Origin of the sequence: Vibrio campbellii CAIM 519 = NBRC 15631 = ATCC 25920, from assembly GCF_002163755.1 — a bacterium.
GTDB classification, from domain to species: Bacteria; Pseudomonadota; Gammaproteobacteria; order Enterobacterales; family Vibrionaceae; genus Vibrio; species Vibrio campbellii.
Window position 1 is genome coordinate 1,404,005 of the sequence record NZ_CP015864.1, and the last position, 16,347, is coordinate 1,420,351.

Here is a 16,347-nt window from a genome sequence, read left to right on the forward strand (position 1 = left end):
CATCAACTAGATGCAAGTCACATTATTACCCGTGAGCGTGAGTTCGCTTACTGCCGAAACAGCAAAGTAACGGCAAGTCCACCTTCAGCTCGATTTAATGCGATAGCCTTGCCCCCCATCATTCTCATCGACTCTTTAACTATCGCTAGCCCTAGACCATAGCCCCCTAACTTCTTGTCGCGAGAGGCATCTAAGCGAGTGAATGGGTCGTATATATCTGACAACTTATTCTGTGGAATTCCCGGACCGTTGTCAGAAATCGTTACCGCCAAGTAACTCTGTGTATCAGAAGCTTTATTCGATAAGCGAACATCTATTTGAGCAGAGTCTCCTGCATACTTAATCGCATTACCAATCAGATTGTTTAAGCATCGCACCACTAAAGTGTCATCACATTGAGCCTTAACTCTTGTCGCATCTGAGACAAATGAAAGGCTTTGGCTAGCTTTTAAATCTATCTTGCATCGTTCCACTTGAGGAGCCAGCAAGACCTCTAGATCACTGCGCTTTAGCTCTGTGTCGTAACGAGCATTCTCCAATCGGCTGAACTCCAGAATCTCGCCAATCAAGTGGTTAAGTTCATTGGCTTCTTCTTCCATACGATTCACTAAGCTCTGTTCACCATCACCGACACGCTTTCGCAATAAATGCAGTACGAGATTTTGCCGAGCAAGAGGCGTACGCAATTCATGGGAAACGTCACGAATTAACCGGCGCTGCTTCTCCGCCAATGAATGGATTTCTTTGGTCATGTGATCAAAATCTCGCGCGAGTTCATTAAACTCTCGCGTATTCGATTTCAACTCGTCTACCACACTGACATTGAAGTCACCATTAGAAAGCTTCTTGCTAGCCTCCCTCAATCGGTCCAAAGGCTGCTGTAGATTACGCGCCATCAGCAATGAGAACAGTGCCAATATCACTCCAGCAATCACAACCTTTAGAATAGAAAAATAAAGAATGAAATCATGTGCCGGATGTAATCGGTGCGGCAATTGGATCATCAAGCTGTTATTGCCAACCAAAGGGATGCTGAATATCGGACGACTTACTCGACCTTCCAATTGTTCGTCCAAACGTCTCTTGAACTTCAACTTAAATTCAAAATGCGGGTGCATCAGACGGTGTGTAAGTGGGTGCTGATTTTTGTCGAGTACAAACAGGTAAAAGCGCTGCGCATTCGCCCAATCGGCCAGCTCATCCATATCACCTTCTTCGATTAACACGTTAGCTTGATGCGCTAAGTCCAACATTTCAGTCTTTACACTAGCAGGCACCTTTAGCATTGCTTTGACCAAGGCTTGTTCAGCAACCGCTTGAACGGCCAAGATACTAATAACGATAGCTGTCATGTAACTAAAAAGCTGAAATGCGAGGCTGTCTCTTCGTTTCAAAAAGTATGATGGACACACAAATCTCATTAGCCAGTCACAACCTCTAAGTAGCTATAACCTTTACCACGAAACGTTTTGATGTGCTGTTTGGATAAACCCGCTTCAACCAATTTGCGTCGAATGTTACTGATGTGCATATCTAGATTGCGATCAAAAGGACTGAGCTCTTTCTTCAAAACTTGGGTCTGTAGTTCAGCTTTAGAGATCACAACACCTTGGTTTTTCACTAGGTAACTCAACAGCTCAGCTTCCGTTCCAGTTAAAGGTATACTGTCTAACTGATCACTAATGCTTTGTACGGTAGAACACATAGCCTGTCTCTGGCGCTCCAAACCAACTCGGCGAAGAGTGGCCTTGATTCTCATCAGGAGTTCCGAGACGTTAAATGGTTTACCTATGTACTGATCTGCACCGGCTTGATAACCATCTAACATCGAGTTCTCATCATTTAAGGCTGTGAGCATCAAAATGGGGGTAGCAAAGCGTTGGCAGATGCGACGCGCGACTTGCATACCGTTTAGATTCGGTAGCATTACATCGAGAAGAACGAGATCGACTGGCGTTTTTTCCATGTACTGCAGCGCACTTTCACCACAGTGTACCGATGAGACAGTGTAGCCTTCTTCTTGCAGCACAGTTTCTAACAATCCGCACAACGGAACGTCATCATCAACGATCAAAACTCGAGACATTATCAATCACCACATAAATAAAAATCATTATTATTCTATTACTCAATTACAAATTAAACAACCATAGTTCTTATGGTTTTTACTTCGATGAGTGCCACGATAACACCGCGTATCAGCAAGTTTCTCAGTATCCTATTCGTCCTACATAACGCTTTGAAAAGTCGCACGTTAAACCCATTACTTTGATAGTACTTTCAGAAACTTAAGTAACGCATAGTACGCTTACAGCAATCTCATGAACGGCACCTTGTCCTCAACCAACAACTCCATAACTTACTTGTGTGATCGCCTTGATTAACTAATCGGTATCAAGACGAACCAATAAAATTCCTCATACATTTGAACACTTTGATCAGCCGTAAAAAGGAGTACAATTCTCTGCAATTTCTTATTGAGAATAGACGTATATGAAAACGCTACTGATAGGTCACCGAGGTGTGGCAGGTAAATACCCGGAAAACACAAAAGTCAGCGTTCAAGCTGCTATTGATATGGGACTGACTTGGGTTGAAATTGACGTGCAACCAACCAAAGACAACGTACTAGTAGTTTGCCACGATCATACCGTGAACCGTTGCAGTAACGGCAAAGGTCGTATTGATCAAATGACCCTTGCTGAGCTCAAGGCGTTAGATTTTGGTCGTTGGTTTAGCAATGAATTTGCCAACGAATCCATCATGACTCTAACAGAGCTACTAGAACTCGCCGCGGCAAATGACCTAAACCTGAATATCGAAGTGAAAGTCGATCATCATTCAGCGGAAGATGTTGCCAAGATGGTCACTCATACTCTACTAGAAGGCCCATTAGCTAAAGAGCACATCCTTTTATCGAGCTTTAGTCACGAGGTTATCAGGGCACTACACAAGCACTGTGAAGGCTATAGGCTAGGTGTTTTGAGCGAGTTTTTTACTCGTAAGAACCGATTATTATTGGAAGAAGTTAATGCTTACAGCTGTAACCTCAATATTAACTGGGTGCGTTCTCGTCAAATCAAGAAGCTGCAACAAGCGGGTTATAAGGTGATGTGTTATACCGTGAACAACCCCAACAAGCTAAAACACCTACCTGCATTGGATGGTATCTTTAGTGATCACCCAAGCCGTTTTATGCCTTAAAAATAAACTCGGAAATGGAGCTCCACTACCACTCGATATTAATCGGAGTTCCCATTTTGACGAGCCTGATAAATTCATCCATCTCTTCATTGGTAATGGCGATACAACCATTGGTCCAGTCAAAGCTCTGAATAAACTGTGGAGCTTGAGCCTCTCCATTTTTTAGGCCGTGAATTTTAATCGCACCACCAGGAGAAACTCCTCTTCGATGCGCCTCCAAACGATCAATTGCATCTGGGTAACTGATATGAACGGAGCGATAGAAAGCGGAGTCGTTAATCACGTAAACTAGCGTGTAATCTCCTTCCGGCGTTCTATTGTCACCCTCTTCTTGCTTGTGTCCTTTCGGATTAGCCCCTAACGCAATCCGATATTCTTTAACCACTTCGCCATTGTCCATCAGATACATTCTGCGTTTTGACTTATCAACTTTGACCAAGTCGACCGCAGCCTGAGCACCGGACACAAACGTACAACACAAGATTAAAGACAACCATTTTACTGACATCGCCAGAACGCCTAACTCACCCACTCATAGGGAAAACAAAAAAGAGAACCCATGCTAGTCAGGTGGTGATTCTAAAGCAAACTGAATGTGTGCAAATTTCGCTATTCTTCGTAACGAACTTGGATTACTTTATAAGGATATTGCTTTATAAATCCAGCAAAAATAGAGAGGGTATTATGCTCAACATCGCTTTTTTCAGTGCAAAATCCTATGACGAAGCGTCTTTTAACAAAATCAAAAATCATCGTGACTTCGTATTCCATTTTCATGATTTTCGATTGACCTCTAAGACTGCCAAAATGGCACAAGGCTGCGAAGTGGTGTGCGCATTTGTAAATGACGATTTGTCAGCTCCAGTACTTAAACAGCTTTCTCTCGGTGGCACTAAGTTGATCGCCATGCGTTGTGCAGGCTTTGATAAGGTAGATTTAAAAGCAGCAAAAGAGTTCGGGCTGCAAGTGGTGCGCGTCCCTGCTTATTCGCCAGAGGCGGTCGCAGAGCACACCGTCGGCATGATGATGTGTTTAAACAGACGCCTACATAAAGCATACCAACGTACTCGTGATGCTAACTTCAACTTGGAAGGCTTAGTGGGTTTTAACTTCCATGGCAAAACCGTAGGTGTCGTCGGTACGGGCAAAATTGGTATCGCAACCATGCGCATCTTTAAAGGTTTGGGCATGGAAATACTATGCTACGATCCATATGAAAACCCACTTGCGTTGGAAATGGGCGCACGCTACTGCTCTCTTGAAGAAATCTATGCGCAGGCCGATGTTATTTCTTTGCACTGCCCAATGAGCAAAGAAAACTATCACCTCCTCAACGAGAATTCCTTCTCGCAAATGAAGGATGGCGTAATGATCATCAATACCAGCCGTGGCGAGTTACTAGACTCCGTGGCGGCCATCGAAGCATTGAAACAAGGCAAGATTGGTGCACTTGGTTTGGACGTCTATGACAATGAGAAAGACTTATTCTTCCAAGACAAATCAAATGACGTAATTGTTGATGACGTATTCCGCCGCTTATCTGCATGCCACAACGTATTGTTCACTGGCCACCAAGCATTCTTGACTCATGAAGCTCTGAATAACATCGCGTCCGTGACTCTAAGCAACGTGGATGCTTTCTTTACCGGCAACCCGTCAGGTAATGAACTGCTCAACTAAATCAATAGATCGAGCAGTATAGTAGAGCGTTGAATTTCAGCTATGCTATACTCCTCGACCATTAAAAATTTGAGTCCAATTACCATGAGCATAAAAACCGATATTCAAAAGCTGCACAACCGTTTAGATACTTGCCAACGCAAACTGGATGCGGCACGTTCTCGTGGTGATCATGAAATGATTACTAAGTTCACGAATGAAGTTGACGATCTAACCAAGAAACTAAATCAACTTAAGCACAAGCAAACTTACGAGCTAAACAAAGAGCGTAAAAGCCTGCTTGATATGCCATTCTCTCGTGAAATCACTAAAGCAGAGCAAGCAGATATCGGCAAGCTTAAAAAGCGTGTACGCGGCCTAGTTATCGTTCACCCATTGACTAAAGTGGGTAAAGAACTGCGCCTAGACGTAATGACAGGTTTCGCTCCAAAAGAGTTCTAATAACTCTAAGAAGCAACGGATATTGAAAAGCCCAAGCAGCTAGCTTGGGCTTTTTTGTATTTTAAATTCAGTAAGTTGTGTTTTGGTTGAAATCTATTTAAACGGCGAGTGACAGTGCAACATGCGCACTTTTCAACTTATTAGAAGGTGAAACCTTAGACAACTTTCAAATGCTAAAAACGACGAAAGCCCGTTGATTTCTCAACAGGCTTTCTTTTTAGTGACTGAGTTCGAGGACGACTAATCCTAAGTCGCGACTGACTTGGGACTTAATGCAAATTCCGTCTAATTCTCAAACGTCAGAAATGAAAAAAGCCTCGCTATTTCTAGCGAGGCTTCTTAATAGTGGCGGAGAGATAGGGATTTGAACCCTAGATACGCTATTAACGTATGCCGGTTTTCAAGACCGGTGCTTTCAACCACTCAGCCATCTCTCCACAAATTGTTACTAAAATTTAGTCTTACACTAATGATGCTAATTCTTAGTTTTGCCTTTAGATCTATCTAAAAGCGATATTAAAGCCTGGCGATGTCCTACTCTCACATGGGGAAGCCCCACACTACCATCGGCGCTAATTCGTTTCACTTCTGAGTTCGGAATGGAAGTCAGGTGGGTCCAAATCGCTATGGTCGCCAAGCAAATTCTTTAATTCGGAAAGCTGTTTCAGTTCTTACACATTCAATTCGTTCTTGCTTTGAGTCCATCAAAACCCCTTGGGTGTTGTATGGTTAAGCCTCACGGGCAATTAGTACAGGTTAGCTCAACGCCTCACAACGCTTACACACCCTGCCTATCAACGTTCTAGTCTCGAACAACCCTTTAGGATACTTAAAGTATCAGGGAAGACTCATCTCAGGGCTCGCTTCCCGCTTAGATGCTTTCAGCGGTTATCGATTCCGAACTTAGCTACCGGGCAATGCGTCTGGCGACACAACCCGAACACCAGAGGTTCGTCCACTCCGGTCCTCTCGTACTAGGAGCAGCCCCCTTCAATCTTCCAACGCCCACGGCAGATAGGGACCGAACTGTCTCACGACGTTCTAAACCCAGCTCGCGTACCACTTTAAATGGCGAACAGCCATACCCTTGGGACCGACTTCAGCCCCAGGATGTGATGAGCCGACATCGAGGTGCCAAACACCGCCGTCGATATGAACTCTTGGGCGGTATCAGCCTGTTATCCCCGGAGTACCTTTTATCCGTTGAGCGATGGCCCTTCCATTCAGAACCACCGGATCACTATGACCTGCTTTCGCACCTGCTCGAATTGTCATTCTCGCAGTCAAGCGGGCTTATGCCATTGCACTAACCTCACGATGTCCAACCGTGATTAGCCCACCTTCGTGCTCCTCCGTTACGCTTTGGGAGGAGACCGCCCCAGTCAAACTACCCACCAGGCACTGTCCGCAACCCCGATAAGGGGTCGACGTTAGAACATCAACACTACAAGGGTGGTATTTCAAGGACGGCTCCACTAATACTGGCGTACTAGTTTCAAAGCCTCCCACCTATCCTACACATGTAGGGTCAATGTTCAGTGCCAAGCTGTAGTAAAGGTTCACGGGGTCTTTCCGTCTAGCCGCGGGTACACTGCATCTTCACAGCGATTTCAATTTCACTGAGTCTCGGGTGGAGACAGCGTGGCCATCATTACGCCATTCGTGCAGGTCGGAACTTACCCGACAAGGAATTTCGCTACCTTAGGACCGTTATAGTTACGGCCGCCGTTTACCGGGGCTTCGATCAAGAGCTTCGACCGAAGTCTAACCCCATCAATTAACCTTCCGGCACCGGGCAGGCGTCACACCGTATACGTCATCTTACGATTTTGCACAGTGCTGTGTTTTTAATAAACAGTTGCAGCCACCTGGTATCTGCGACTCTCAATAGCTCCATCCGCGAGGGACTTCACCGTCGAGAGCGTACCTTCTCCCGAAGTTACGGTACCATTTTGCCTAGTTCCTTCACCCGAGTTCTCTCAAGCGCCTTGGTATTCTCTACCCGACCACCTGTGTCGGTTTGGGGTACGATTCCTTACAATCTGAAGCTTAGAGGCTTTTCCTGGAAGCATGGCATCAATGACTTCACTACCGTAGTAGCTCGACGTCGTGTCTCAGCCTTAAGAGAAACCGGATTTACCTAATCTCTCAGCCTACGCACTTGAACCTGGACAACCGTCGCCAGGCCCACCTAGCCTTCTCCGTCCCCCCATCGCAATTGTAAGAAGTACGGGAATATTAACCCGTTTCCCATCGACTACGCCTTTCGGCCTCGCCTTAGGGGTCGACTTACCCTGCCCCGATTAACGTTGGACAGGAACCCTTGGTCTTCCGGCGAGGGGGTTTTTCACCCCCTTTATCGTTACTCATGTCAGCATTCGCACTTCTGATACGTCCAGCATGCGTTACCACACACCTTCAACCGCTTACAGAACGCTCCCCTACCCAATGCACTAAAGTGCATTGCCGCAGCTTCGGTTTACTACTTAGCCCCGTTACATCTTCCGCGCAGGCCGACTCGACCAGTGAGCTATTACGCTTTCTTTAAATGATGGCTGCTTCTAAGCCAACATCCTGGCTGTCTGAGCCTTCCCACATCGTTTCCCACTTAGTAGTAATTTGGGACCTTAGCTGGCGGTCTGGGTTGTTTCCCTCTCCACGACGGACGTTAGCACCCGCCGTGTGTCTCCCGGATAGTACTTACTGGTATTCGGAGTTTGCAAAGGGTTGGTAAGTCGGGATGACCCCCTAGCCTTAACAGTGCTCTACCCCCAGTAGTATTCGTCCGAGGCGCTACCTAAATAGCTTTCGGGGAGAACCAGCTATCTCCAGGTTTGATTGGCCTTTCACCCCTAGCCACAAGTCATCCGCTAATTTTTCAACATTAGTCGGTTCGGTCCTCCAGTTGATGTTACTCAACCTTCAACCTGCCCATGGCTAGATCACCTGGTTTCGGGTCTATATCCAGAGACTGAACGCCCAGTTAAGACTCGGTTTCCCTACGGCTCCCCTAGATGGTTAACCTTGCCACTGAATATAAGTCGCTGACCCATTATACAAAAGGTACGCAGTCACACCACGAAGGTGCTCCTACTGCTTGTACGTACACGGTTTCAGGTTCTATTTCACTCCCCTCACAGGGGTTCTTTTCGCCTTTCCCTCACGGTACTGGTTCACTATCGGTCAGTCAGTAGTATTTAGCCTTGGAGGATGGTCCCCCCATATTCAGACAGGATATCACGTGTCCCGCCCTACTCGATTTCACTTTAAATGCGTTGCCGGTTACGGGGCTATCACCCTGTATCGCACAACTTTCCAGAAGTTTCACCTGACGCATAAAAAGCTTAAGGGCTAGTCCAATTTCGCTCGCCGCTACTTTCGGAATCTCGGTTGATTTCTTTTCCTCGGGGTACTTAGATGTTTCAGTTCCCCCGGTTCGCCTCGCTGCGCTATGTATTCACGCAGCGATACCAGCTTATGCTAGTGGGTTTCCCCATTCGGAAATCCCAGACTCAAATGGTTTTTACTACCTAATCTGGGCTTATCGCAAGTTAATACGTCCTTCATCGCCTCTGACTGCCAAGGCATCCACCGTGTACGCTTAGTCACTTAACCATACAACCCGAAGGAGTTTCGAATTGAAGTTAAACAACCAAAGTCGCTATCTCATTATTTGAATGAGCGAGATAGCTTTCGATTTTGCCGGACTCAAATATGTTTTGCTTTCGCAAAACCCAAGAACACTTGAATGTGTTGTTTGGAGTATTCAATTAAGAATACTTTGAGAACTTTACAAACAATCTTAAAGATTGTTTTGTCAGCTTTCCAAATTGTTAAAGAGCTAATCACTTCTTATGAAGTAACCATTTTTAAAAACTCTCAAGAGAGAATGTTTAAAGATGGTGGGCGATACCGGGCTCGAACCAGTGACCCCCTGCTTGTAAGGCAGGTGCTCTCCCAACTGAGCTAATCGCCCACATAAGTTTTTCGTCTTGTGGTAGACGTCAAGAATGGTGGAGCTATGCGGGATCGAACCGCAGACCTCCTGCGTGCAAGGCAGGCGCTCTCCCAGCTGAGCTATAGCCCCATCTTCAGAGTCATTCTTAAAGAATGGTGGGTCGTGCAGGATTCGAACCTGCGACCAATTGATTAAAAGTCAACTGCTCTACCAACTGAGCTAACGACCCAATGGTATCCCGTAGGGGAGTCGAACCCCTGTTACCGCCGTGAAAGGGCGGTGTCCTAGGCCTCTAGACGAACGGGACACTAAGTTGAACATCTTGGGAGATGTTCTATCTCTTTTACTTTATAAACCGTATCAATCTGTGTGGACACTCATTGTGACTCATTTGTCTTCACTTTTTAAAAGTGAAAGCAAACTATCCGTATCGTATAAGGAGGTGATCCAGCGCCAGGTTCCCCTAGCGCTACCTTGTTACGACTTCACCCCAGTCATGAACCACAAAGTGGTAAGCGTCCTCCCGAAGGTTAGACTACCTACTTCTTTTGCAGCCCACTCCCATGGTGTGACGGGCGGTGTGTACAAGGCCCGGGAACGTATTCACCGTGGCATTCTGATCCACGATTACTAGCGATTCCGACTTCACGGAGTCGAGTTGCAGACTCCGATCCGGACTACGACGCACTTTTTGGGATTCGCTCACTCTCGCAAGTTGGCCGCCCTCTGTATGCGCCATTGTAGCACGTGTGTAGCCCTACTCGTAAGGGCCATGATGACTTGACGTCGTCCCCACCTTCCTCCGGTTTATCACCGGCAGTCTCCCTGGAGTTCCCGACATTACTCGCTGGCAAACAAGGATAAGGGTTGCGCTCGTTGCGGGACTTAACCCAACATTTCACAACACGAGCTGACGACAGCCATGCAGCACCTGTCTCAGAGTTCCCGAAGGCACCAATCCATCTCTGGAAAGTTCTCTGGATGTCAAGAGTAGGTAAGGTTCTTCGCGTTGCATCGAATTAAACCACATGCTCCACCGCTTGTGCGGGCCCCCGTCAATTCATTTGAGTTTTAATCTTGCGACCGTACTCCCCAGGCGGTCTACTTAACGCGTTAGCTCCGAAAGCCACGGCTCAAGGCCACAACCTCCAAGTAGACATCGTTTACGGCGTGGACTACCAGGGTATCTAATCCTGTTTGCTCCCCACGCTTTCGCATCTGAGTGTCAGTATCTGTCCAGGGGGCCGCCTTCGCCACCGGTATTCCTTCAGATCTCTACGCATTTCACCGCTACACCTGAAATTCTACCCCCCTCTACAGTACTCTAGTCTGCCAGTTTCAAATGCAATTCCGAGGTTGAGCCCCGGGCTTTCACATCTGACTTAACAAACCACCTGCATGCGCTTTACGCCCAGTAATTCCGATTAACGCTCGCACCCTCCGTATTACCGCGGCTGCTGGCACGGAGTTAGCCGGTGCTTCTTCTGTCGCTAACGTCAAATAATGCAGCTATTAACTACACTACCTTCCTCACGACTGAAAGTGCTTTACAACCCGAAGGCCTTCTTCACACACGCGGCATGGCTGCATCAGGCTTGCGCCCATTGTGCAATATTCCCCACTGCTGCCTCCCGTAGGAGTCTGGACCGTGTCTCAGTTCCAGTGTGGCTGATCATCCTCTCAGACCAGCTAGGGATCGTCGCCTTGGTGAGCCCTTACCTCACCAACTAGCTAATCCCACCTAGGCATATCCTGACGCGAGAGGCCCGAAGGTCCCCCTCTTTGGCCCGTAGGCATTATGCGGTATTAGCCATCGTTTCCAATGGTTATCCCCCACATCAGGGCAATTTCCTAGGCATTACTCACCCGTCCGCCGCTCGACGCCGTTATCGTTCCCCGAAGGTTCAGATAACTCGTTTCCGCTCGACTTGCATGTGTTAGGCCTGCCGCCAGCGTTCAATCTGAGCCATGATCAAACTCTTCAATTTAAGATTTTGTCGGCTCAATGAATACTGAACATTACATAAAGTAATGTTTGAATTGACTGTGCTGAATCTTTCGATTCAATGGTCACTTCGCTTCATTGAAACCTAATTTGATACCGAGGTATCTAATTGGATTATCATCAACGAGTGCCCACACAGATTGATAGGTCTATATTGTTAAAGAGCTTGCTTCGTAAGCTTTGCTATCGAAGCGGAGGCGTATTCTAAGGAATTAATTCTTAGTGTCAAACACTTTTTTAAATTAATTTTTAGAAGCTTTTCTTTCACCTCATTGCCAACCACTTTTGCGTTTCCGCTTTGCCCTGACAACGGAGGCGCATTATAGGGAGATGATTTTTCTTGGCAACCCTTTTTTAGAAATAAACTTAAAAAAAAGCGTCGAGTGATGAAATCTCACTCAAACGCTTATTTTTAACACTTAGTTGTTAACTTCAAGTAGCAAATAGGCAATCAATATGTGTCTATCCAAGACTCTTCAAAGCGCGTGATATCCAGATCCAGTGATTGCGCCGCTTCGATTTGTTCAATAGCCTCTAATTCTTTATTTACACTGCTCATCGTTAACGTGTTGTTGTCTAACTCAAACACCTGACTTTGAGTCGTATAGTAGAACTTAAGGATCGTCAGCGCTTTTACATCGTGCTCAGCAGAAGCGGCTTTAATGCTTTTCAGTTTGCGAAAGATCTTGTTGTGCAGCTGCTTGAGTTTCCAGACATACAACACTTCATCCATATAGGGACGTGTTTTGAGTTGGTTCAACATAGACAGTGAAGTGGCTAAGGCAAGTACAACACCAATTAAGTTCCAGTGAAAGTTCCCCGTCGACTGTTCAGGTACTACATCTGTATTACCGAACAAGACAATTAATAAAGTACTAAAAGCAAGAGAAGAGATAGCAAGCAAGGCAACAAAGCCACCAATCACTAGGTTGACCTTCTTTCTATAGACTTGTTTGTTTATTTTTTTGATTTCCATATACTGCTCCTAACAGGTTGTCTCTATTCTAACCAGCACACTCCGCACGACAATCGAAGCTTTGTAAGTAAGTTCACATTTGCTATTAAACTCGCATCCCTTCCCTGCTTGGGTATATACTTCCGCGCATTCACTCTTCCTACATAGAGGCTAAATTCATGCGCTCTTTTGTTTTACGAGCTCGCGCGGCACCAACCACCAGCAAAGCACTGTTAGAAGGTGTTGGTAATGAAGCGCATACAGAGATTCTTGCTCATACCATGATGAACACTATGTTCGTTGCTCAATCACACCGTGAAGATGTGGTTGTTCACTTGGTTTTAGAAAGCACAAAAGATTTCTCACGTACCATTACCATTCGCTCCAACGACATCACCAACATTGGCGGCTTCCATGAGTCAACCTTGATCGCAGCAGTGGCTCGCGCTTTAGACGCTTCTGTTGGTATGGGTAAAGAGCAGCTTCGTGAAGTCGAGTCTGGTATCACCGTTCGTACCGTCAGCTTTGAACGCCTAGTGCAAGAACTGGCAGAAGATCACCAACTATATATGTTGGATAAAAAAGGCGAATTTGTTCGTGATGCTGAAATCGGTGGAAACCCATGTTTCTTGCTAACTGACCATATTCCGATGCCGAAGAAGTCTTATAACAGCTTGAAGCGCCTTGGCACAGAGAAGATCAGCTTAGGTCCTAAGATGCTTTTCGCTTCTCAGTGTGTGGTATTGATCCACAATGAGTTGGACATCCGCGAGTTTTAATTCTCGCGAGTTAATCACTCTATAAAAGAAAGAGGACTCCATTGAGTCCTCTTTTTTGTTTCTATAGGAATGCTGGGGTTATTTACCACCAATTCTCAAACGGGCAAAGCGTACGTCTGGAGCAAAGAAGGTGCGACTATCGCTAATAAGCTGAGTATCACCTACTGCCTCAACTTCTTGCAGCATCTTGTAGAAGTTACCCGCAACCGTAATACCACGTACTGGTTGAATGCGCTCACCATCACGACACAAGAAGCCACTCGCGCCAAACGAGAAATCACCACTCACTGCATCCGCGCCAGAGTGAACACCCTGCAGTTCAACTAACTCTAGGTACTCACCCGCTTTCACTTCTGACGCACTGCTGTTGCCTGTCGCAATCACTTTGTGATTCGCTGATACGTCTAAGCTCGATTTTGCACCGCGAGCAGCACTTGCGGTAGATACTGCGCCCAAGTAACTCGCCGTCTGGCTGTTGTGTAGCAAAGTTTTCAATTCACCATTAGCAATCATGACGTTGTCTTGAGTAGCAAAACCCTCACTATCAAAGCCCGAAATTGCCATACCATTTGGCATGTAGGCCGCGTCGGTAAAGGTAATCAAATCACTCGCAATACGTTGGCCAAGCTTGTCACCCAATGGCGTAATGCCTTTCATAGCGCTTACGCCAGAGAAAGCACTGCCAAAAGCACCGAACAAACTTGTTAGCGCATTGATATGGAAAATTGCTGGGTAGTTACCCGTCGCAACCGGAGCACCGTCAAGAAGATCACGAGCAAGGTTGTAACCACCTTCGATACAGTAAGCGGGGTTCAACTCATCAAAACGACGACCAAGTGACATTTGCCCAGCCATCGACTGTTTGCCGTCTTTTTCAAACAAGGTGTACGCGTAACAAGTGAACGAGCGTTCGAAGTGTTGGCACAACGAGCCTTGTGTATTGGCAATGATTAATTGTGTTTCGCCATCGCTGTAACCATTGTAGGGTGCGCTAGAAGCGTGAGGCAGAGCGACTACGCCTTGCTCAAGAGCGAGAGACATTTCAATCTTTTCATCAACCGAAGTTGTGTCTTCTTGAGCAATCTCAGCCACGTCAGTCGTGATTTGGCTGTTCACGCAACTAATGGTCTGGTGTTCGTCTTGCTTGGAAAAACGAGCGCTTTGCAGTGCATTAGTCAGCATCAAATCTAAGCTCGGTTGTTCTAACGATTCAGAGTAGCTCGTTGCGACACGCGCATCTTTCACAACACGAACACCCAGAACTTGGCTTGAGCTTACTTTGTACTCATCCAACTGCCCTTGGTTCGCTTTTAGAGAAAAGCTGCTGTTGCGGTTTACAATGACGTCCGCTTCTGCGCCTTGACGCTTTGCTTCTGATAGGACGTAATCAACCGCATTAAGAAGTTGTTTTTCTTGGCTCATTAGTTACCGCCTCCTACCAGAATGTTATCTACTTTCAGCGTTGGCTGACCGACTGTTGTTGGCACTGAACCACTCACGGAACCACACATGCCAGGCGCAAGCGCCATGTCTTTGCCGACCATACTAATTTCTTTCAGCACTTTTGGACCCGTGCTGATCAGCGTTGCTGTTTTCAGAGGCTTGGTGATTTTGCCATTTTCAATGAGGTAAGCTTCACGAACGGCAAAGTTGAACTCGCCCGTTCCCGGTTGAACCGAGCCGCCGCCCATCTTCTTCGCATAGATGCCGCGTTCAATACCTGCCAGCATGTCATCGAGTGAATGCTCGCCTTCTTCGATAAAGGTGTTACGCATGCGTGAGGTTGGTGCGAACTTGTAGTTTTGACGACGACCAGAACCAGTAGGTTCGTAACCTGTCTTCATGCCACCCATTTTATCGACCATAAAGCTGGTTAGCTTACCGTCTTTGATCAATTGAGTGCGCTGAGTCTTCATGCCTTCGTCATCAACGTGAATCGAGCCCCATTCGTTGGTCATGGTGCCATCATCGACAGCATTCACTGCGGTGTGAGCAATCATTTCGCCCATCTTGTCGTGGAATACTGACGCTTTCTTCGCAACCGAAGTGGTTTCTAGCAAGTGACCACAAGCTTCGTGGAAGATAACGCCGCCAAAGCCGTTACCAATTACCACTGGCATTTCACCCGATGGGCACGCATCTGCACCAAGTTTTACTAACGCTTGCTGCGCGATAGTTTGACCTAGCTCTTTCGCATCAAGTTGTTCACTGAACTCCCAACCAGCAAGAGCGCCTGGACCTTCCATACCAGAAGACTGCTCATTACCTTTTTGCGCGACAGTATTACCAGCAACTCGGATGTAGTGACGAGTATCGTCAACGTGTAGACCTTCAGAGTTGAAGATAGACACTTGTTGTTCGCGCTGAAGCACACTGCCAATGAACTGGCTGATATGTTCACTCTCTGCGCGTGCGGCTTGGTCTACTTGCAATAGGAAAGCGATTTTAGAATCTAGGTTCGCGTCTTTGCCAAGTGGCATACGACATCCATGTTGAATTGGGTAGCGGTTCAGGTTGAGAGAACCTGCTGAGGCGATTTGCTCACGCTTGTCTTTTGCTGCAAGCAGTGAAGTTACGCGTTTTAGTTCGGCTTCATCTGTGCTGTTGGTGTAACCGTAAAGCACTTTATGACCGAAGAAGAGACGAATACCGATACCAAAATCGATACCCGAGTTAACCTTGTCCACCTCACCAGATGCGATCTGGACAGTGTTGGTTTGATGGTGTTCAACGAATAGCTCAGCGAAATCAGCCCCTAAAAAGAGGGCATGATCGATCACCGCTTTCGCTGTTACAGAATTAAGCATGAAATCTCCTTGCTCGCTGATCGTCCTAGCCTTCCCCATCTTTGAGTTAGACCCTGTTTATTAAAGTCATATCATAAATTGAATGACCCAAAGACATATTGGCAACGCGTTAAATATTAACACTTTTTTAACCTTGTTTTGTGCTAATCCTTGCTAAATCAAAGAACGATTCGTTACGTATTATGTCGATATCTCATTATTAGATAGTGTCTTGAACTGCCAATTTCAATGCAGCACGTCATTTACTCTAAATTTGGTTCTCTCGTTACCGCTCTCAAGTCTCATATTTAATCGATTGCCCCCTCTTAGCCGGAAAAAACACGTGCACCGTAACTGAGTGAACTGCTATTATCATAACGAAATAGTCGGGGGGCCCTTGCAGTTTATGCATCGGCTGAGATCGAAATTCGAGACCCGTTGAACCTGATTCAGTTAGCACTGACGTAGGGAACTATCATCACTTTGCCACTAGCCTGCCTCAAATCTGTATCGACGCAGCTAGCCTCAACAGATCCATA

Annotated in this window: 10 protein-coding genes, 5 tRNA genes, 3 rRNA genes and 1 riboswitch; of the genes, 4 read left to right on the forward strand and 14 right to left on the reverse strand. The window is 46.4% G+C overall.

The window, feature by feature from the left end:
• Window positions 1-47: 47 nt before the first annotated feature.
• Both A8140_RS22480 and A8140_RS22485 read right to left on the reverse strand, forming a co-directional pair.
• Entirely contained in the window at window positions 48-1,421 is a 1,374-nt protein-coding gene (locus tag A8140_RS22480; RefSeq protein ID WP_005530246.1) for a sensor histidine kinase, read from the reverse strand.
• Window positions 1,421-2,086: a response regulator transcription factor gene (locus tag A8140_RS22485; RefSeq protein WP_005530248.1), complete on the reverse strand. Its 666-nt coding sequence runs from the start codon at window positions 2,084-2,086 to the stop codon at window positions 1,421-1,423. The genes A8140_RS22480 and A8140_RS22485 overlap by 1 nt, the downstream gene beginning before the upstream one ends.
• 407 nt (window positions 2,087-2,493) lie before the next feature.
• On the opposite strand from A8140_RS22485, the gene A8140_RS22490 reads away from it, so the two are divergent.
• Window positions 2,494-3,204, forward strand: coding sequence for a glycerophosphodiester phosphodiesterase family protein (locus A8140_RS22490; RefSeq protein WP_005530250.1), 711 nt, complete (start codon window positions 2,494-2,496; stop codon window positions 3,202-3,204).
• Window positions 3,205-3,229: 25 nt separating this feature from the next.
• On the opposite strand, the gene A8140_RS22495 is transcribed toward A8140_RS22490, so the two are convergent.
• Window positions 3,230-3,712, reverse strand: coding sequence for a L,D-transpeptidase family protein (locus tag A8140_RS22495; RefSeq protein ID WP_005530252.1), 483 nt, complete (start codon window positions 3,710-3,712; stop codon window positions 3,230-3,232).
• 176 nt (window positions 3,713-3,888) lie between these two features.
• On the opposite strand from A8140_RS22495, the gene A8140_RS22500 reads away from it, so the two are divergent.
• Both A8140_RS22500 and A8140_RS22505 read left to right on the forward strand, forming a co-directional pair.
• Window positions 3,889-4,884, forward strand: a complete 996-nt coding sequence (locus A8140_RS22500; protein WP_005530254.1) for a 2-hydroxyacid dehydrogenase — start codon at window positions 3,889-3,891, stop codon at window positions 4,882-4,884.
• A gap of 84 nt (window positions 4,885-4,968) precedes the next feature.
• Window positions 4,969-5,325 carry a YibL family ribosome-associated protein gene (locus A8140_RS22505; protein ID WP_005530256.1) on the forward strand — a complete coding sequence of 119 codons (357 nt, stop codon included), beginning with the start codon at window positions 4,969-4,971 and terminating at the stop codon, window positions 5,323-5,325.
• Window positions 5,326-5,671: 346 nt separating this feature from the next.
• On the opposite strand, the gene A8140_RS22510 is transcribed toward A8140_RS22505, so the two are convergent.
• The 9 genes from A8140_RS22510 to A8140_RS22555 all read right to left on the reverse strand — a co-directional run bounded on the left by A8140_RS22510 (window position 5,672) and on the right by A8140_RS22555 (window position 12,264).
• Window positions 5,672-5,762, reverse strand: a tRNA-Ser gene (locus A8140_RS22510).
• Between the two features lie 84 nt (window positions 5,763-5,846).
• Window positions 5,847-5,963 (reverse strand): 5S ribosomal RNA (gene rrf, locus A8140_RS22515).
• Between the two features lie 87 nt (window positions 5,964-6,050).
• A 23S ribosomal RNA gene (locus A8140_RS22520) occupies window positions 6,051-8,940 on the reverse strand.
• Window positions 8,941-9,225: 285 nt separating this feature from the next.
• Window positions 9,226-9,301, reverse strand: a tRNA-Val gene (locus tag A8140_RS22525).
• Window positions 9,302-9,336: 35 nt separating this feature from the next.
• Window positions 9,337-9,412 (reverse strand) — tRNA-Ala (locus A8140_RS22530).
• Between the two features lie 24 nt (window positions 9,413-9,436).
• A tRNA-Lys gene (locus tag A8140_RS22535) sits at window positions 9,437-9,512 on the reverse strand.
• Window positions 9,513-9,514: 2 nt separating this feature from the next.
• A tRNA-Glu gene (locus A8140_RS22540) sits at window positions 9,515-9,590 on the reverse strand.
• Between the two features lie 128 nt (window positions 9,591-9,718).
• A 16S ribosomal RNA gene (locus A8140_RS22545) occupies window positions 9,719-11,271 on the reverse strand.
• Together the 16S, 23S and 5S rRNA genes with 5 tRNA genes alongside form the textbook arrangement of a ribosomal RNA operon.
• Before the next feature lie 468 nt (window positions 11,272-11,739).
• Complete coding sequence (locus A8140_RS22555; RefSeq protein WP_005534797.1) at window positions 11,740-12,264, reverse strand: DUF3087 domain-containing protein; 525 nt, start codon at window positions 12,262-12,264, stop codon at window positions 11,740-11,742.
• Between the two features lie 158 nt (window positions 12,265-12,422).
• Here A8140_RS22555 and trmY point away from each other — a divergent pair, with 158 nt between their 5' ends.
• The gene (trmY, locus tag A8140_RS22560; protein WP_005534799.1) at window positions 12,423-13,022 is read left to right on the forward strand and encodes a tRNA (pseudouridine(54)-N(1))-methyltransferase TrmY; all 600 of its coding nucleotides are present in this window, start codon (window positions 12,423-12,425) and stop codon (window positions 13,020-13,022) included.
• A gap of 78 nt (window positions 13,023-13,100) precedes the next feature.
• Here the strand turns inward: trmY and A8140_RS22565 are convergent, their stop codons facing one another.
• Both A8140_RS22565 and A8140_RS22570 read right to left on the reverse strand, forming a co-directional pair.
• Window positions 13,101-14,444: a TldD/PmbA family protein gene (locus tag A8140_RS22565; protein WP_005534801.1), complete on the reverse strand. Its 1,344-nt coding sequence runs from the start codon at window positions 14,442-14,444 to the stop codon at window positions 13,101-13,103.
• Window positions 14,444-15,829, reverse strand: a complete 1,386-nt coding sequence (locus A8140_RS22570; protein ID WP_005534803.1) for a TldD/PmbA family protein — start codon at window positions 15,827-15,829, stop codon at window positions 14,444-14,446. The genes A8140_RS22565 and A8140_RS22570 overlap by 1 nt, the downstream gene beginning before the upstream one ends.
• Before the next feature lie 356 nt (window positions 15,830-16,185).
• Window positions 16,186-16,296, forward strand: a riboswitch (TPP riboswitch).
• Window positions 16,297-16,347 lie beyond the last annotated feature (51 nt).